The organism is Rothia sp. HMSC071B01 (assembly GCF_001808945.1).
In the GTDB taxonomy this organism is placed as follows: domain Bacteria; phylum Actinomycetota; class Actinomycetes; order Actinomycetales; family Micrococcaceae; genus Rothia.
In genome coordinates this window covers 28269-46909 of sequence record NZ_KV795070.1, presented here as the reverse complement: position 1 = coordinate 46909, position 18641 = coordinate 28269, and the positions used below count along the sequence as shown (strand labels likewise).

At 61.6% G+C, this 18641-nt stretch carries 12 protein-coding genes; 6 read left to right on the top strand and 6 right to left on the bottom strand.

Annotated features, from left to right (window positions below; all coding sequences use genetic code 11):
• Positions 1-76: 76 nt before the first annotated feature.
• Both HMPREF2527_RS01880 and HMPREF2527_RS01875 read left to right on the top strand, forming a co-directional pair.
• Positions 77-1168, top strand: coding sequence for an S-(hydroxymethyl)mycothiol dehydrogenase (locus HMPREF2527_RS01880; RefSeq protein WP_012903273.1), 1092 nt, complete (start codon positions 77-79; stop codon positions 1166-1168).
• Positions 1169-1177: 9 nt separating this feature from the next.
• Positions 1178-1822: an MBL fold metallo-hydrolase gene (locus HMPREF2527_RS01875; protein WP_012903271.1), complete on the top strand. Its 645-nt coding sequence runs from the start codon at positions 1178-1180 to the stop codon at positions 1820-1822.
• A gap of 135 nt (positions 1823-1957) precedes the next feature.
• Here HMPREF2527_RS01875 and HMPREF2527_RS01870 read toward each other — a convergent pair whose 3' ends face one another.
• The 3 genes from HMPREF2527_RS01870 to HMPREF2527_RS01860 form a co-directional block, all read right to left on the bottom strand.
• The gene (locus tag HMPREF2527_RS01870; protein ID WP_246824748.1) at positions 1958-3547 is read right to left on the bottom strand and encodes an MFS transporter; all 1590 of its coding nucleotides are present in this window, start codon (positions 3545-3547) and stop codon (positions 1958-1960) included.
• Positions 3548-3612: 65 nt separating this feature from the next.
• A complete protein-coding gene (locus HMPREF2527_RS01865) occupies positions 3613-6891 on the bottom strand; it encodes an AAA family ATPase (protein ID WP_070505986.1) in 3279 nt (1092 codons plus the stop codon).
• Positions 6888-8108 carry an exonuclease SbcCD subunit D gene (locus tag HMPREF2527_RS01860; protein WP_246824747.1) on the bottom strand — a complete coding sequence of 407 codons (1221 nt, stop codon included), beginning with the start codon at positions 8106-8108 and terminating at the stop codon, positions 6888-6890. Before HMPREF2527_RS01860 ends, HMPREF2527_RS01865 begins: the two co-directional genes overlap by 4 nt.
• Before the next feature lie 228 nt (positions 8109-8336).
• Here HMPREF2527_RS01860 and HMPREF2527_RS01855 point away from each other — a divergent pair, with 228 nt between their 5' ends.
• Positions 8337-9482, top strand: coding sequence for an ADP-ribosylglycohydrolase family protein (locus HMPREF2527_RS01855; protein WP_070505984.1), 1146 nt, complete (start codon positions 8337-8339; stop codon positions 9480-9482).
• A gap of 273 nt (positions 9483-9755) precedes the next feature.
• Here HMPREF2527_RS01855 and HMPREF2527_RS01850 read toward each other — a convergent pair whose 3' ends face one another.
• From HMPREF2527_RS01850 to HMPREF2527_RS01840, 3 genes are all read right to left on the bottom strand, one after another.
• Complete coding sequence (locus tag HMPREF2527_RS01850) at positions 9756-11135, bottom strand: RNA polymerase sigma factor (RefSeq protein WP_070505981.1); 1380 nt, start codon at positions 11133-11135, stop codon at positions 9756-9758.
• Positions 11136-11532: 397 nt separating this feature from the next.
• Positions 11533-13416 (bottom strand): metal-dependent hydrolase, encoded by a 1884-nt coding sequence (locus HMPREF2527_RS01845; RefSeq protein ID WP_070505977.1) that lies wholly within the window; start codon positions 13414-13416, stop codon positions 11533-11535.
• Positions 13417-13647: 231 nt separating this feature from the next.
• Positions 13648-14553, bottom strand: a complete 906-nt coding sequence (locus HMPREF2527_RS01840; protein ID WP_070505975.1) for a PAC2 family protein — start codon at positions 14551-14553, stop codon at positions 13648-13650.
• 431 nt (positions 14554-14984) lie between these two features.
• Here HMPREF2527_RS01840 and HMPREF2527_RS01835 point away from each other — a divergent pair, with 431 nt between their 5' ends.
• From HMPREF2527_RS01835 to HMPREF2527_RS09790, 3 genes are all read left to right on the top strand, one after another.
• Positions 14985-16481, top strand: a complete 1497-nt coding sequence (locus HMPREF2527_RS01835) for a leucyl aminopeptidase (RefSeq protein ID WP_012903262.1) — start codon at positions 14985-14987, stop codon at positions 16479-16481.
• 434 nt (positions 16482-16915) lie between these two features.
• Entirely contained in the window at positions 16916-18301 is a 1386-nt protein-coding gene (lpdA, locus tag HMPREF2527_RS01830; protein WP_070505972.1) for a dihydrolipoyl dehydrogenase, read from the top strand.
• A gap of 204 nt (positions 18302-18505) precedes the next feature.
• Positions 18506-18641: biotin/lipoyl-containing protein (locus tag HMPREF2527_RS09790; RefSeq protein WP_305793661.1), on the top strand; the 136-nt coding region annotated here is incomplete at its 3' end.

Sequence of the window (18641 nt, the reverse complement as noted above, 5' to 3'; positions counted from 1 at the left end):
AGCTCTTATAATGGGAACGTATCAAAAAACCTTTATCTGCGGTTGAGGCTCAACCGCGCCCAGCAAAAGGAGCAGCATGCACAAGGTTAAGGCTGTCGTAGCCCTCTCCCAGGACGCACCCGTCACCGTCACCACCATCAACGTACCCGACCCCGGCAAGGGCGAAGCCCTCGTCAAGGTCCTCACCTGCGGTGTCTGCCAGACCGATCACCACTACGTCACCGGCGGCGTCGGCCAGGATTTCCCCTACCTGCTCGGCCACGAGTCCGCAGGTATCGTCGAGGCTGTCGGCGATGACGTCACCGACATCGCCCCCGGCGACCTGGTCATCCTCAACTGGCGTGCAGTCTGCGGCGAATGCCGCGCATGCCGCAAGGGCCAGCCGCAGTACTGCTTCGCAACCCACAACGCAACCCAGAAGATGACCCTCGAGGACGGCACCGAGCTCACCCCCGCACTGGGTATCGGCTCCTTCGCGGAGAAGACCCTCGTCGCAGCTGGCCAGTGCACCAAGATCACCGCTGACATCAGCCCCGAACAGTACGCAGCCATCGGTCTGCTCGGTTGCGGCGTCACCGCAGGTCTGGGCGCTGTGCTGAACACCGGTGAACTCAAGCGCGGCGAATCCGTCGCAGTCATCGGCTGCGGCGGCGTCGGCACCGCAGCAATCGCAGGCGCACAGCTCGGTGGCGCAACCACCATCATCGCCGTCGACGTCGACGAAGAGAAGCTGGCACGCGCACGCGAGCACGGCGCAACCCACACCGTGAACTCCTCCAAGGTCGACCCCGTTGAGGCTATCAAGGAACTCACCGGCGGCTTCGGTGCAGACCTCGTCATTGACGCTGTCGGCGTCGCCCCCACCTTCAAGCAGGCATTCGAGGCACGCGACCTGGCAGGCCGCGTCGTCCTCGTCGGCGTGCCCGCACCCGGCGCCACCTGGGACATCCCGCTGGATGAGGTCTTCGGCCGCGGCGGCTCCATCAAGAGCGCATGGTACGGCGACACCCTGCCCTCCCGCGACTTCCCCGAGTTCGTGGACCAGTACCTGCTCGGCCGCCTCGACCTGGACAGCTTCGTCTCCGAGCGCATCCGCCTCGAAGACGTCAACGAAGCATTCGAAACCATGAAGACCGGCCGCGTGCTGCGCTCGGTCGTGGAACTCTAGGACCGTAGCGTGGAACGTATTGAACGAGTCGTCACCTCCGGCACCTTCTCGCTGGACGGCGGCTGCTGGGATGTTGACAACAACGTCTGGATTATCGGCAATGACTCCTCCGTGATCATCATTGACCCCGCCCACGACGTTGACAAGATCTCCCGCACCGTCGCAGGCCGCACCGTGGAGAAGATTCTGCTGACCCACGCCCACGACGACCACATCCGCAGCGCCAAGGAGGCGGCAGAACGCTTCGGCGCCCCCGTCTATCTGAACCCCGCAGACCGTGTGCTCTGGGAAATGGTGTACCCCTCCTGGGACTTCGATCACGAACTCGCTGACGGCGACGTACTGCGCATCGGCGACACCGAACTGAAGGTCCTCGCCACCCCCGGCCACTCCCCCGGCTCCGTGTGCTTCTACGCACCCACCCTCAGCTGGGAGAACAGCGAAGGCGTCGTCTTCTCCGGCGACACCCTCTTCAACGGCGGCCCCGGCGCAACCGGACGCTCCTACAGCGACTTCGACACCATCATCGAGTCGATCTCGACCCGCCTGCTGACCCTGCCCGGGTCCACCGCGGTCCTCACCGGCCACGGCGACAGCACCGGCATTGGTCTGGAGGCGCCCGAGCTTCCGGCATGGATCAAGCGCGGTCACTAAACCGGTAGCCTCACGCTGAGGCTCTCACACTGAGGTTCTCACGCCGAGGCTCACCACAAACCGAGCACGGTACACAAAAGGCGGATGCCCCACCACCTGCAGAAGGTGGCGGGGCATCCGCCTTTTAAACATGCGCTAATTACGTTCCAGCTGATCCCAAGGAGCCAGCTGCTCCTCATGCTCCTCACGCCACAGGTAGCCGTACAAATGACCCAACGCAAAATACAGAGTCGCAATAATCACCGGGACCATAAACGCATTACGGTAATACGGAGCGTCACCCATATAGCCGCCCCACATACTACCCATCGCAAGACCAATACCCAGCATCGAGCGGGTAAAGAAGCTCGCCTGCGCATCAGGAATATGCTTGAGCGAACGGTTCAGCCACAGCTCATGACCGCCAAACGCCACACCCAGCACCGCACCACACAGCACCAACGCATAGAAAATCGTGGACGTATCATCACTCGCCGGCAAATACAGGGCACCCATAATCAGCAGAACGCCGCTCACCAACCAACCATGCCACGGGTTCACCGAACGGGCACCCAAAACCACGGGGAAAGACACAAGCACCATCGCGCCGGTACCGGTCGCAACCATCGCCATGAACAGGTTCATCGAACCGTGAATCAGCGAGAAGCCCAGCAGACCCGAACCGACCGCGCCCATACACGCACCCAGCAGCACCAGACCAAGAATCAACACCACCGTCTGCTTATTCGGACGGACCAGATTCTTCGGCGGAGACATGCGAATACGCGAAATATCCGGCAGCCACATCGGCGCGGCCAGAACCACAATGAACAGTAGCGCATCCAGAATCATCGTGATCCAGAAGCCCGCATACTCATGATTCGGGGTGAGGTACGCATCGCCCAGCCGCACCAGCAGAGCAGCCAGCGGGTACATCGACAGGTTCGCCGTCGTCCCCCAAGAAACAGCTGTCGACAAGCGAACATCACTGTACTTATAGTTGCGGCGGTACAGCGACTCCAACGCAAACGGCGTCCACGGCGGAGTCGTAAAACCCATCGCCACGCAAGAGAGCGCATGGTATGTCGTACTCACGTTATTCGGGTCAACCGTCAAACGCCAACCAATGACCAGCATATTCAGCACCGCAGCAATATTCAGCACCGACGTAATCGCCAGCAACGCCCTCAAACCCAGGGCACGCACCAGCATCGGGCCGAGCATAATCTGCACCGAATACGCGCCAGCAAACGCCGCCACCGCATAGCCGCCATCATGCACACTACCCAGGTGGCTCGCCAACAGAATATACAGCGCAAACGCCGAAGAAGCCGCCGGAATATGGAACAGAATCGTCAACACATTACGGGCAAAGCCCTCATCACGGAGCACACCGCGCAGATGGTAACGCTGCTCCTTACCGTTACGCAGGAACAACGCCCAATGCTGACGCAAAATATCCGGCACCGAGGCGTTCGTATTAACCTCATCCGCAGTAGGAACCGGTCGCGGCGGCAACTCCTGCAACACGTGGTCGTTACTGCGCACCACATCCGTCAAGGACGTACCCGGAACCGTTGGAATACCCGTGCCCGAAGCACACGACTTATCCGGCGAATCGGAGGCGGGTGCCACCTTCATGGTGCGCGGAGGAACCTCCGGTGCGGATGCGTTAGCGCGCGCATCAGCCGAAGGTTCCACACGATACGTTGAATTCGGTGCCCTGTCCTGAGGTGTCGAGGTCATCATCTCTTTCACGAATAAGCCGCCGGACATGCCATAACAGCAACCCGGAAGCGAATTTATGCCTACTAGGAGTTTACCCTCACCGACGAGCCGTTCTGACCCTTTTCCACCACAATCTGCGCTGGAATACGGTTCTTCATCTCCTCCACATGCGAAATCAGGCCAATAGTGCGGCCACTATCACGCAGAGATTCAATCGTGCCCATCACCATATCCAGGGTTTCGGCGTCCAACGTGCCGAAGCCCTCATCAATGAACAGGGTGTCCAGCTCGATGCCGCCGTTATTCGCCTGAACAACCTCCGCCAGCCCTAACGCCAACGACAGCGACGCCAAGAACGACTCACCACCGGACAGCGACGACGCCTCACGCGGCTCACCCGTCCAGGTGTCAGTAATCTCAAGGTTCAGGCCACCGCCGGAACGGCTACCCTTCGCACGGTGATCGCTGAACACCATGCCGTAGCGACCCTCACTCATACGGTCCAGGTGCAGTGACGCCGAGTGCAGAATCCGCTCGAACTCGGCACCCAGCACATAGCTGACCAGGTCAACCTGATGCTCATAACCGCCCAGCGTATCACCGCGGGCAGCCGCCGCCAGGTTCGCCAGCATCTGCGCACGGTCATAACGCTGCGCCGTCTTTGCACGGAACGCCGCATACTCGCCACGCAGTGCCTGCAGGGAACGCAGCAGGCTCTCCCGCTCACCCTCACGAAGAGTCAAACGGTGAACCGCCGCGCGCAACTGCTCAACCTGCTCACGCACGCCCTGCAGGTCATCCGGTGCCTGCTCACCGGCGGCAACACGGGCCGCCACCGCAACAATTGCCTCACGGCCAAAGCCCTCAAGGAGGCGGGCATGCTCCAGCTCGTACGCGGCAACAGCCTGTTCCAGGGCGTCGACGCGCTCAGGGGTGCGGACCGCCGTCTGCACCAGCTCAGCACTCTCAAACGCAGACTCGCCCAACAGGCGCTGCGCCTGCGCCGCCGCCAGAGCATGACGCTCACGCGCCTGCCCCAACAGCAACACCGCACGAGCAAGACGCTGATGCGCCGCACGGTAGCCCTCCACAGCCTCAACACGCTGCGCAAAACCCACCGCCGCACGAGCAGGCGCCAAATCAGCCGCGGTAGCCTCACAGCGCGCCGCAGCGTCACGGTGACGCGTCTGAGCTTCCACCGCCGCGCCCTCGATGGTGCGTAGCGCCTCCTGAGCCTTCTGCAGCTCAACCCGCACCCGCTCAACCTTCGCCAGCACGCCGTCACGCGCCGTCACGCGCGACTGAGCCTGCGCGAGGCGGGTCTGCGCCTGCTGCAGCTGCGCGGCAGTCTGCTCAACATCACACTCGCCCTGGGCAGCCAGAGTCTCGTACTGGGTGCGGGCGGCGGCAAGCGCCTCGGAGGCTTCCTGGTGCGCCTTGGTCGCCCGGTCCTTAGCCAGTTCGTGGGTGCGCGCCTGCTTGTGCGCCTTGTCTTCACGCTCCTTGGCGGCGTCCAGGTCGGCGCGCTCAACCAACTGCTCGCCCTCGGCAATCTGCGCGGGGGCGGGGTGCTCGACCGAGCCGCAGACCGCGCAGGGTTCGCCGTCCTTGAGCTCACGCGCCAGCAGCGAGGACGCCTGGGCGAGGCGCAGCACCTGCAGGTTCTTGAACTCCTCCGTGGCGGCGAGCGCCTGCTGAGCCGAGGCCTGCCATTTTTCCTGCGCCTTCTGCTCGGCGGTGGCGGTGCGCTTGTTCTGCTTCTCAGCCTCAGCAACCGCTGCGGAGGCGGCATCGAGCTTCTGCTGCATCTGCTGAGCGGCGTCGTGCTTCTGCTGCGCCTCGGTGACCAGGTGCGCGGCGAGGGTACGCTCCTCGTCGGCGGTGCTGTAGCCGGCGAGTTCTTCGGCGAGCTGCTCGGCTTGGGCGGTGAGGTCGTTCAGCGTCTTTTCGGCACGCGACTTGTCCTGTTCGAGGGAGTTAGCCTGCTTCAGCAGGGCGGCTGCGGAGGCTTCCTCGTCGGCGAGCTGCGCGTCCTTCTTCTGCAGGGCGCGCAGGGTGTCAAGGAGCGCCTCGAGCTGGATTTCCTGCTCGGCGGGCTCGAGGGAAGGGAGTGCGGCGAAGGTGGTCTCCTCAGGGAAGGTGGTCTCCGGCGAAATGTTCTCATCGCGCAGTGCCGCAAGCAGAGCGTTGCCGTTCTCCTCCAGCGCGGATGCACAGGCCGCCTGCTCCTGCTGGCGGGCGGCGAGCGCCTGCGATTCGGCATGGACCTGCGCGTACTGTGCGTGCAGGGGCGCGGCGGCACGCGCCTGCGCCAGCTCTTCACGCTGCGCCTTGTGTTCGTCGGCGCGTTCGGTCAGGCGGGTGCGGCGCTCGCAGAGCTGCTCGTATTCGCGCCAGTCGGCCTGTAGCTGGGCGCGTTCGGCGAGTAGGCGGGTGTTCCGGTCGGCTTCGTCGGTGAGGCGCTGCTGCTCCTGCTTTTCGCGTGCGGAGGTTTCGCGGGCGCGTTCTACTCCGCCGGCGACCCATGCGTCGAGGGTTTCGGCGGTGACACTCTCAGCGGTGAGCTGTTCGGAAGTCTCCGCCTCCACAGGGTCTTCGGTAGCGGAGCCCTCCCCTGCAGCATCTTCAGCATCCGAATCCACAGCGTCCAGTAGCGACTGCAGGGCGAGCATTTCTGCGCGGGCACGTTCGAGGTAGCCGCGCTGGGTATTTTCGTCCTGGGCGACGTCCTGCTGAGCCTTTTTCGATTCTTCAAGGAGCGCGTCGAAGAGCTGCTCGTAGTGTTCGACGGGGAACATCTTTTTGAGCAGTTCTTTGCGTTCTTTGGGCTTGGACTTGAGGAATTGCGCGAACTGGCCCTGCGGCAGGAGCACGACCTTGAGGAATTGTTCTTTGGTCAGGTGGGTGCGTTCGGCGATGGTGCGGTTGACTTCGGCGACGCTGCTGGAGATGGGCGTCCATGCCTTTTCGTCGGAGGGGTCGGCGCCGGGTGCGAGTTCGGCGAGGGTTGCTTTGGCGCTTTCTTCGCGCATCTGGCCTTTGCGGGCGCCGCGGGTGATGGGTTTGTTGTAGGCGGGGGTGCGGTCGATGCGCAGGCGCTTGCCGTGGAGGGTGACGTCGAGTAGCACGCGCGGTTTGGTGCCGCTGTGTGCCGCGTAGGTGGAGTGCAGTTTGGCGGATTCGCGGTCGCTGCTGGTTTCGCCGTAGAGGGCGTAGCAGATGGCGTCGAGGATGGTGGTTTTACCGGCGCCGGTGGGGCCGTTGAGTAGGAATACGCCGGCGTTGTTGAGGGTGTCGAAGTTGATTTCTTGGCGCTTGGGGTATGCCATGAAGGCTTCGAATTCGAGGTTGTGCAGGATCATGCGTTGTCCTTGTGGCTTTTGATGTGGTCGCTGAGGGTGGTGATGACGTCGCGTTCTTCGCTGGTGAGGGGGCGGTTGCGTACGTATTGGTGGAATTGGTCGAAGGTTTCGACGGGGTCGGCATCGCGAGTGAGGGGCGCGGCGACGGGTTTTTCGGTGGCGGGTTGGGTGCTGCGGTAGCTGAAGTGGGAGATGGTTTCGTAGCGGCTGCGCAGGCGGTCGACGGCGCCGACGGGTAGGGTTTCGTCGGTGAGTTCGATGCGGCAGTAGTAGCCCTGCTCGTAGGGGCTGTTTTCGGGGCTGTTGAGCAGCTGGTCCATGGTGCCGCGCAGGGTTTTCATGTGTACGCGGGTTGCCCATTCGTGGCTGCTGATGGTGGGTTCCTCGCCGGGGTTGAGGTCGATGAGGTAGGCGCCGTTGCGGTTGTGTTCTTCGCTGAATGAGAAGCCGAGGGGTGAGCCGCTGTAGCGGATGGTGTGGGTGACGGGGTAGCGCTTGTGGATGTGGCCGAGGGCTACGTAGTCGAAGCCGTCGAAGAGGGAGGCGGGTACCCAGTCGATGCCGCCGACGCTGATGTCGCGTTCGGAGTCGCTGCGGGGTGTGGTGTCTGCGCTGTCGGCAATGTCACTGCCGGTGGTGTCGCTGACGGTTGCGTGGCTCATGACGATGATGCGGTCGGCACCTTCGCTGCGGGCGCGTCGTTCTGCGGCGTCGGTGCGGATGGCGTTGGTGACGGCGCCGAGGACCGCCTGGTGGGTGGGTTCTACGCCGAGGACGGTGGCGTGGAGGCGCGGCGCGAGGTAGGGGATGGCGTAGACGTGCACGCGCTGGGTGCCGTCGGTGAGTTCGACGGGGCGGGTGGCGTCTTCGATGGTGGTGCGCAGGTGCACGCCGGAGGCTTCGAAGAAGGCGGCGCCGTAGCTGAGGCGGCGGAAGGAGTCGTGGTTGCCGGAGCTGAGGATGACTTGCACGCCGGCGCGCATGAGGCGGGTGAGTGCTTGGTCGAGCAGGGTGGTGCTTTCGGCGGTGGGGATGGTGCTGTCGTAGACGTCGCCGCTGATGAGGAGAGTATCGATGCCTTCGGCGTGCACGTAGTTGAGCAGTTCGTCGATGAACTGCTGGTGTTCGCGGGTGAGGGGGCTGCGGTGGAAGGTGCGGCCGAGGTGCCAGTCGGAGGTGTGCAGAATCTTCATGGTTTCAGTATGGCACTGCGTCATGTTTTGCGCCTCGCAGTTCGTCATTCAGGGGTCGGAACCCACCACTGCGTAGGTGCTCATGCGGAGCGGGGGCTCCGTCCTCAAGGCGCCCCAGCGCCGCAGAGGGGGCACTCCCCCGCGAGCATGAGCACGAAGCCGCCTGGTATACCCCCACCCCCGCGCATCCTGAGCACGAAGCAGCTTATGCCCTAGCCCGCGCATCCTAACCGCCCGTGGGATAATCGCCCTATGAGTTTTTCTTCTGTTGAGTTCACGCGTGCACCTGAGGTTTCGGCTGAGTTTACGGGCAGGGTGCGCGGCTTGTTGTGTGCGTCTGCGTTGGGTGATGCGCTGGGTTATCCCCTTGAGCTACTGTCGGCTGAGCAGATTGCGGAGCGCGTCCCTAAGCCGTGGGATTCGGCGTTTGGTGAGCTGTTGGTCAGTGATGATACGCAGCTGACGTGTTTCACGCTGGACGCTTTGACGGAGGTTTTGGAGTGGAATAATGAGGGCGCGGCGGCGGATGAGTTGGCGTGTCTGTGGTTGGCGTATTTGCGGTGGTTCCGCGGTATTGGTGAGAGCCTGCCGGAGTCTGCGCCGTTTTCGTTGGATCGTGAGATTGATGGGGCAGCGGAGTTGACGGCGCGTCGCGGTCCGGGTGCGGCGACGTTGCGGGCGTTGGGTTCGGGCGAGATGCAGTTGGTGTCGAAGTCGTTGAATCCTGATGCTTTGGGTAGTGGTGCGCTGGTGCGTTCGGCGGCGTTGGGTGTGTTGCCGGTGGCGCAGGAGCGTACGGTGGTTTTGTTGGCGGTGCGTACGGCGGCGTTGACGCATGGGCATCCGGAGGCGTTGGCTTCGGCGGCGGCGTATGCGTTGCTGGTTCGTGACCTGTTGGCGTCCCCGGCTGGCTCGTTTGATGCGTTGTTGGATTCTGCCCGCCGTGTGGTGTCGTGGTGCGGCGCGGTGGGCGCGGATGATTCGATTCCGGGTGATGCTGCGCGTACGGCGGCGGCGCTGAGTCGTGCCCTCGAGTTGCTGGAGCAGGGCGTGGCGCCGGTTCCGCAGGCTGTGGCGGAGCATTTTGGTACGGGTTGGACGGCGCCTGAGCTGTTGGGTGTGGCTCTCTGGTGCGCGGCGGATGCTGTGAAGAGTCTGCCGGCTGATGCTGATGATGCGACGGTACGCAATGCGCTGTTTGAGGGTTTGTGCCGTGCGGTGTCGGTGGATTCGGATTCGGATTCGGTGGGTGCGATGGCGGCGGCGTTGTGGGCGGCGGCTGGTTTCCCGGTGGCTGGTGGTGAGGCTGATGCGTGGTCGCAGGCGCTGGGTCGTGTGCGTGGTTTGGATCAGGTGGAGGCGGTGGCGGACCGTTATCTGCGTCAGCTGGGTCTGTAGCGGCACTGAACCTTAACGGCGCTGAACCTCAACGGCGTAGCGGACATGCGTAGCGGGGGCTCCGTCCTCAAGGCGCTCAGCGCCGCAGAGGGGGCACTCCCCCCGCGAGCATCGTCCGCAAGCCGGCTGTGCAAAACTTACGCGAGCATCGCCCGCGTGCCGCATATACAAACTATTTATATACGCAGAAAAGGCTCTCCGGTATCTCGGAGAGCCTTTTCTGTATTTGCAACTAACCCTTACGGTGTAGCCGCTCAAGCTAGGTGATGTTTCCTAGTCCAGGTAGTCGCGCAGTACCTGCGAACGCGACGGGTGACGGAGCTTAGACATGGTCTTGGACTCGATCTGGCGGATTCGTTCGCGGGTCACGCCGTAGACCTTGCCGATTTCGTCGAGGGTCTTGGGCTGGCCGTCGGTCATGCCGAAGCGCATTGCGACCACGCCGGCTTCACGCTCGGAGAGGGTGTCGAGTACGGAGTGGAGCTGTTCCTGCAGAAGGGTGAAGGACACTGCGTCTGCGGGGACGACTGCTTCGGAGTCTTCGATGAGGTCGCCGAATTCGGAGTCGCCGTCTTCACCGAGGGGGGTGTGCAGGGAGATGGGTTCGCGGCCGTACTTCTGGACTTCGATGACCTTTTCGGGGGTCATGTCGAGTTCCTTGCCGAGTTCTTCGGGGGTGGGTTCGCGGCCGAGGTCCTGGAGCATCTGGCGCTGCACGCGGGCGAGCTTGTTGATGACTTCTACCATGTGCACGGGGATGCGGATGGTGCGGGCCTGGTCTGCCATTGCGCGGGTGATGGCCTGGCGGATCCACCAGGTTGCGTAGGTGGAGAACTTGAAGCCCTTGGAGTAGTCGAACTTTTCGACGGCGCGGATGAGGCCGAGGTTGCCTTCCTGGATGAGGTCGAGGAAGAGCATGCCGCGGCCGGTGTAGCGCTTGGCGAGGGAGACTACGAGTCGCAGGTTGGCTTCGAGCAGGTGGTTTTTGGCTCGCTTGCCGTCGTGGACGACCCAACGCAGGGCTTTCTTGAGATCTTTGTCCATGTCGGGGTTTTCAGCGAGCTTGTGTTCGGCGTAGAGGCCTGCTTCGATGCGCTTGGCGAGGTCGACTTCCTGCTGTGCGTTGAGCAGGGAGACTTTGCCGATTTGCTTGAGGTAGTCCTTGACGGGGTCGGCGGTTGCGCCGGGGGTGACGACGCGCTGTGCGGGTGCGTCGTCGTCGTCGTTTGCGGTGAGGACGAAGCCGGAGCCCTTGGCTGCTACTGCTTCTGCGGCCTTCTTTTCTTCTATTTTGGCTGCGGTTTCTTCGTCTTCTTCGTCGGTTTCGTCTTCGCCGTCGGTGGTTTCGAGTTCTTCGTCGAGTGCGAGGTCGAATTCGTCGTCGCTCTTTTTGCGGCGGCCACCGGTCTTGCGCTTGGTTGCGGTTTTGGTGGTGGTTTTGCGGGTGCGCTTGGGCTTGTCTGCCTCGGTTTCGGCAGTAGTTTCGGCAGTGGTTTCAGCACCGGTTTCGGCGGTTGCGCCGGTGGTGTCTTCGGTTGCCGCTGCGGCTTTGGTGGTTGCCTTCTTGGTGCGGGTGGTCTTGGTGGTGGTTTTTGCGACGGTTTCTTCGGTTGCGTCGCCGGTCACGGTCTTCTTGCTGGTTGCAGGTGCCACTAGAACCCTTTCTGGCTTGTGGTGGGGTGCTTTGTCTGCAAAACACCTAAGACCCTGTCAAGTCTGTGCTGGCGTCCTCGGTCGGGGTGTTTGCTGCGTTTGTCCGGTTTAACGCTGTGGGGGGGCGGGTTTTATTCCGCGTGCGTTGGGTGGTTTGCAGGGTTCCGTTGCTCGTTGTGTGGAGCGGTTTGAGGGCGCGTTATAGCGCATTGACTGTACGGGGTCAATATATAAGTATTGCAGATTTTTGGTTGCTTTCAACTTGACGCGCTGTTTGGGTGGCTTGTGGGCCTGGTTTTGGGTGAGTGCGGCTGTGTGCGGGAGGGGCGTGCCCGGTGGCGCGCCCCTCCCTCGTTTTGTACCTCGCTTTTAGGTGCCGGTTTTAGGTGCCGGGCTTTTAAGGTTTTCGGGGTTTGAGGGTGCTGATGGGTTCGCGGTGTGTTCCGGGTTCGCCGCAGATGGTGTATTTGATCCAGGCGGGTAGGTTGCCTGCGTTGAGGTGTACATCGAGGATGTTGAGGTCCTTTCCGAATGTGTGGCGGTGGGCTTCTTGGCGGAGCATGCGGGCGTAGGTGCTGTAGCCCTTGTACCAGTTGGTCCAGGCTTGGGTGTTGCGTAGTGCGGCGTATTCTCCGTCGGTGCTGTGGGGTGTGAGCAGGCTGGTGAGTAGTTCGAGTGCGTTGAGGCGTGCCCAGTGGGGGCTGTCTAGTTTTCCTTTGAGGGCGTTGAGGTAGTGGGTGTAGACGGCGTGGTGTTTGGTGAGGTATTCGCTGTTGGTGCAGCTTTCGTCGATTCGTTGTTGGAGGCTTTCGAGTTTGTTGTGGGCGTTGTGGTCTTTGGAGTGTTCCTCGAGGCGTGGGAGCAGGTCGCGGCTGATGGTGTTGAGTTCGGCGGCGCTGGCGAGGTCGGCGGGGGTGAGGTTTTCGAGTGCCCAGCCGTTGAGGTTGGTGTGCTGGTTGCTGCGGTTCTGTTGAATGCTGCGGCTCTGCTGAATGGTGCGGTGGGTGCGGCGGATCCAGTCTTGCCATTGCACGCATTTTTCGGGCACGGCGCGTACGTGTGCCTGTTCGGTACCGGGTGTGGCGCTGAGTGCGTGGGTGAAGCTGGCGGGGATGTAGGTTTTGCGGGTGATGCGGGTGCCGTAGCGGGGTGGTTCGAGCGGCGCGCGGTCGGGGCTGGGGTATTCGCCGCCGAAGGCGTGGTAGGTGTATTGGGCGGAGTAGTGCAGGTAGGCGAGCGCTTTTTGGGCGTGGTTGAGCCCGTAGCCGGCGAGGTAGGTGAGCATTTCGGCGGTGATGGGGTTGAGGGTTGCGGGTGCGATGGAGGCGCGTAGGTGCCCGGCGATTTCGGCGGGGATGAGTTCGCGGAGTGCGTCGCCGATGGTGGGCGCGTCACCGGTGATGGGGTTGCCCGCGTTATCGACCGGGTGGGTGGTGAGCAGGTGCGCGGCGGCGTTGATGGCGGCGTCCCAGTAGCAGAGGTCGATTTGGGCTTGGCGGTAGATGGTGCGGACGCCCTGGCGGGCTTCGTCGTGGCGGGTGGTGTGGGTGTGGTCCCAGAGTTCTACGGCGTTTTCCCAGTCGTGGTGGGTTTCGGGGTTGGCTGTGGGATCGGTGTCCCAGGGGCTGTGGGCGTAGTTGTGTTGGGCGGTGTCGGCGATGGTGTCGCCGTGGCGGGTGAGCCAGGTGTAGTAGCTGCTGTGGCGGATTTCTTCGATGGGTGCGAGGAGGGTGAGCGCTTGCTGTTCGGGGTTGAGCGCCCAGATGCTGGCGCCGCCTGCGTAGATGACGTCTTCGCAGCGTAGTTCGCTGACGATGCGCGGGTCGTGGAGCAGGTGGAGCCATGCGTTGATGGGGATTTGGGTGTCGACGTCCTGTTGGATTTCTTCGATGGCGGCCAGTTGCGCGGTGTCGGGGTTGAGTTGGCGTTGGCGTACGGTGTTGTCGCCGTCGATGATGATGGCGTAGAAGCGGGTGAGGGTTTCGCCGTTGTGACGGGTGGGGAGTTTGGTGAAGGTTTCGTGCAGGAAGTCGGCACGTTCGCTGTGGGTGCAGGGTTCGTCGGGTAGGTTGACGCGCAGGCTGGGGCCGAGGGTGTCATCGGTTGCGGTGAGGATGATGAGTGAGTGGTCGGGCCAGTAGCCGTGCTGGTGGAGGGCGCAGCTGAGCACGTCGTATTCGTTGCGGATGGGCGGGGGCGTGTCGTAGCCGCTGTGGAAGTGTTCGTTGTGGAAGTGGTCGCTGTTGGGGGTATTGCCGTTGGAGGTATTGTTTGCGTTCATGCCTTCACGGTGGCATGGTTTGCGCGGGGTACGGGGTTAAACAAATAAATCTGTGGATACTTCGGTTCATGTGTCCGTTGGTTCCACAGATTTATTCGTATTGTTCGTTTGTGCGCCGAGGTTTGTCCACAGCGGCGCGGGGTGCCGCGTCATAATTTGTCACGCACTATCTGGCGGGCGGTATCCGACGGACGGTATCCCCTATTGCGCGCACCTATTGTTCGCCCACATCTATTGTTCGTCGAGGAACCGCTCGAAGAGCGCACCAATCTCGTCGCGGCTGGGCACGTTGTGCGCGTCGCGTCGCGAGAGGGGAATCGCAATATCGGAGGTGCGGAAGTTCTCGTCGTAGTTCTCTTCCATGGCCGTGATCATGCGACCGATTTCGGGGTTCTGCTTGACCTGATCGTTGATCTGGCTGTGCACGTGGCGTGCGGCTTCGCGCAGGTTCTCGGTGGGTAGGGAGAGGTGCGCCGCCATGCCCACGTGTTCGAGGGCGGTGAGGGTGCCCTGCGGCAGGTCCGCCTCCGAAATGTACTGGGGAATGTTCACGCCGAAGCCGACGGTGTCGATTCCGTTTTCGGTGAAGAGCACTTCCAACAGGTTGGTGACGGTTGCGTGCACGTCCGCGCTGGGCTTCCACGGGGAGATACCGCGAATCAGGTCCTTGCGGGAGCCGTGCGCGGTAATCGGGAAGGGGCGGGTGTGCGGCACCGGCATGGGGAATGCGGAGACCAGCACAACCAGGGAGGGCTTGACCCGCTGGGCGATGGTCAGCACCGCCTTTTCGAAGCGCTGCCACTGCAGGTCCGGTTCGGCACCGGTGAGTAGCAGGAACGGCTTGTCAAGGCTGTCTTCTACGGCGTAGAGCTTCAGCTGCGGGTATTGCGGCTTTTCGAAGTGGTCTTGTTCGTAGCGGATGAAGGGGCGGCGGGCACGGTAGTCGTGCAGCTGGTCGCTGTCGAACTCGACGATTTCAATGTTTTTGAGTTCGCTGAGCAGCACCTGCCCGAGCTGCCCTGCGGTGGAGCCTGCGTCTTGCGGGCTGGAGAGGGCGATGACGAGGGTTAGCCCGTGCATCCTGGGGTCGTCCAATATTTTGGTGTTGGCTAAGTAGAGATCTTCGGGGTTGAGCATTACGCCTCCTCACTTCTGTCTGGTTCGCGCCGCGTTCGGGTGGGCTTAGTGTTTCTGCCGGCACCCGAGGTGTTGGGGCGAAGGGGCGTCTTCTGTTATCTGACGCTTTCCGTAGTCTTTCATTTTATGCCACTACTGCCCTGTCTCGACAGTGTGCGGGCTTTTCTCGCAGTAGGTGAACTTGCTTGGTGTCTCGTCGACGTTCTTAAGGCGCTGCAGCTCGGCTTCTTGTGCATTTTCCTGTTCTGCCAGCTGTTCGGGGTGAGAGCTGAACCTCACGCCCTCCTACATATCCGTGTAGAGTAGAAGCAGTAGTCCGCGTGGCTTTGCGCGGCGGTATTCATCCTCACTCTTCGAGGGCCTACAGTTGAGTTTTTCGGGCGCGAGGATGTGCCCCGACTATTTGAGAAGACATACGCAAAGGAGTAACGATGTCTCTGTCTCTGTCTATTCACAGCACCGACCTTGAAGCGCTCGAAGCTGACGTTCTGGTTCTGGGCGTTCTGAAGGGTTCGGACGGCCCGTACCTGGCGCCGAGCTCCCTGTCTGAGGACTCTGTTGAGGGTATTAACGAGTTGCTGGAGGCGCTGGGCGCTTCGGGCGCACCCGATCAGCTGCTGCGTCTGCCCGGTCTTGAGGACACCGGTGCCGGCATTGTGGCGCTGGCGGGTCTGGGCTCTGATACCGCTGAGGGTCAGGAGCGCCTGGATGCTCTGCGTTACGCTGCCGGTTCTGCGGCTCGTCAGCTGGTTGGTTCCGCTGAGGAGGTTGCTTTCGATTTCGGCGTTTCTTCGGTAGAGGAAATTGAGGCTATTGCTCACGGCGCTGTGCTGGGCAACTTCATTGAAGAGGGTCTGCGTTTCAAGACCAAGGATTCGATCAAGGAAGAAATCGAGTCCATTCTGATTGTTTCTTCGATTGATCAGGAAGAGGCTGAAGAGGCTCTGGTGCACGGCCTGGTTCTGGGCGAGACCGCTAAGGACGCTCGCCGCCTGGTGAACCTGCCCCCGTCGCACCTGTACCCGGAGACTTTCGCTGAGTTCGCTGCTGAGGTCGCTGAGGATTACTCGAACATTGAGATTGAACTGTTCCACCACGACCGCCTGGCAGAGGAGGGCTTCGGCGGCATTTCCGGTGTTGGTCAGGGTTCGCCCCGCAAGCCGGTTCTTGCCGTTGTGAAGTACACCCCGGAGAACCCGAAGGCTCACGTTGCTCTGGTTGGTAAGGGTATCACCTTCGATACCGGTGGTAACTCGCTGAAGCCTGCCGCTTCGATGATGACCATGAAGTGCGATATGGCTGGTGCGGCATCGGTTCTGAGCGCTGTGGTTGCTTCTGCTGAGCTGGATGTTCCGGTTGCTGTGACCGGCTACCTGTGCCTGGCTGAGAACATGCCCGGCGGTCACGCACTGCGCCCGGAGGACATTATCACCATGCGTGATGGCCGTACCGTTGAGGTGCTGAACACTGACGCTGAGGGTCGCCTGGTCATGGCTGATGGTATCGCTCTGGCTTCTGAGTCGAACCCGGACGTCATCTTGGATATCGCTACCCTGACCGGTGCCGCTATGGCTGCTCTGGGTCTGCGCACTGCGGCTCTGCTCGGTGACGAGGAGATTCGTGACCGCGTGATTGCAGCCGGCGCTGCTGCGGGTGAGTCTTACTGGCCGATGCCGCTGGAGTCCTACCTGCGCAAGAGCCTGGAGTCCCCCGTTGCTGACATCAAGAACATTGGTTCCCGCTACGGTGGCGCGCTGACTGCGGGCCTGTTCCTGAAGGAGTTCGTGGGCGAGGGCATCCCCTGGGCTCACCTGGATATTGCGGGCCCCGCGTTCAATGAGGAGTCCCCGTACGGCTTCACCCCGAAGGAAGGTACCGGCTTCGGTACCGCTACCCTGGTGAACTTCATCGAGTCGTACGCTAAGTAGTCTGCTTGGCTGGGCGCGCGCCCTAACTGGAGCATCCTAACTGGTGCCCCTTATCTGGTGTGCGGCCGCATAGCATAGAGCATAGAGCTGATCTGAGGAGGGCTTTCCGGTACTTCTACCGGGGAGCCCTCCTCTGCGTCTTTTCGAGGGTGCGTTCTGTACGACCGCTGCGGTGGTCCTGTCATCGCACTGTTCTATGACGCGCCCCTTTTCTTGCGTAGTGAAAAATTTGGGGTGTTTGGGCGATTAATCGGCTAAAACCGCCCTGAGTGAACTTAAACGACCTTCAACGGGGGTATTGTTGTATTAAGTGTTTTTCTGCGTACGTGGAGGGCGCGCGACTTTTCGAGCTCGCGGGCCTTTCGCGCATGCTGAGGAACCTACCAATAAATTGGTAAAAAGAACTCATTGCAGGGGTTTCAACCCCAACAACTATGCAAGGGAGCAATATCGTGGCTCAAGAATTCGACATCCTCATCCTCGGCGGCGGTTCCGCTGGCTACTCTGCAGCTATTCGCGCACGCCAGCTGGGCTTCACCGTCGGCCTGGTCGAGAAGGAAAAGGTCGGCGGCACCTGCCTGCACACCGGCTGTATCCCCACCAAGGCGTACCTGCACGCTGCTGAGCTGGCTGAAGATGCACGCGAGGCGTCCAAGGTTGGCGTTAACGCTGTACTGCAGTCCATCGAGATGGGCAAGGTTCGCGATTACAAGGACGGCATCGTCTCCGGTAAGTTCAAGGGTCTTGCAGGCCTGCTGAAGATGAAGGGCGTAGAGGTTATCCCCGGCGAGGGTAAGCTGACCGCTCAGGACACCATCACCGTCGGTGGTGTTGAGTACAAGGGTAAGAACATTATCCTGGCATCCGGTTCGGTCTCCAAGACCTTCGGTCTGCCCATTGAGGGTCGCGTGCTGACCTCCACTGAGGCACTGGAGATGGACTACCTGCCCAAGAGCGCTATCGTGCTCGGTGGCGGCGTGATTGGTTGCGAGTTCGCATCCATGTGGAACGCTATGGGCGTTGACGTCACCATCATCGAGGGCCTGCCGAACCTGGTTCCCAACGAAGACCCGGCAATCATCAAGGTTCTGGAGCGTGCGTTCAAGAAGCGCGGCATCAAGTTCAACACCGGCACCCTCTTCGAGAAGGTTGAGCAGGACGCTAACGGTGCTAAGGTCACCCTGGCTGACGGCAAGGTCTTCGAGGCAGAGATCGTTCTGGTCGCTGTTGGTCGTGGCCCGAACACCGCAAACATGGGCTACGAGGAGCAGGGCATCCCCATGGATCGCGGCTTCGTCCTGGCTAACGAGCGCCTGCACACCGGCGTTGGCAACATCTACGCTATTGGTGACATCGTCCCCGGCGTTCAGCTGGCTCACCGCGGTTACCAGCAGGGTATCTTCGTTGCTGAGGAAATCGCTGGCCTGAACCCCACCATCGTTGAAGACATCAACATCCCCAAGGTCACCTTCTGTGACCCGGAGATTGCTTCTGTTGGTTACTCCGAGCCCAAGGCTAAGGAGAAGTTCGGCGCTGAGAACGTTGAGACCGCTGAGTACAACCTGGCTGGTAACGGTAAGTCCGCTATCCTCGGTGCTACCGGTATTGTGAAGGTTGTCCGCCAGAAGGACGGCCCCATCGTTGGTGTTCACGCTATTGGTAAGCGCATGGGTGAGCAGATTGGTGAGGCTCAGATGTGGGTTGCTTGGGAAGCATTCCCCGAGGACGTCGCTAAGTTCATCCACGCACACCCGACTCAGAACGAGTCCCTGGGTGAGGCTGCAATGGTCCTGAACGGCACCCCGCTGCACAGCGCATAATCACAGCGCATAAATTTTGCTGACTGGCGTTAGCGCGTCAGCTTAGTATTGACGACCGTTGGTCGTTAGCGGTTGCCGGGCGTGTCCGCTGAACAACGCCCCTATCTGGATGCGCGTCGACGTGCTTTGACGCATACGGCGCGCATCCGGGTCGCCGCTCACATTTTTCTAGTTCAAGCATTCACAAGGAGAACGGGAAAGATTATGTCCCACACCGTAGTACTGCCCGCACTGGGCGAGTCCGTGACCGAGGGTACCGTTACCCGCTGGCTCGTTGAGGTCGGCGACACCATTGAGGTTGACGCACCCCTGGTTGAGGTTTCCACCGACAAGGTTGACA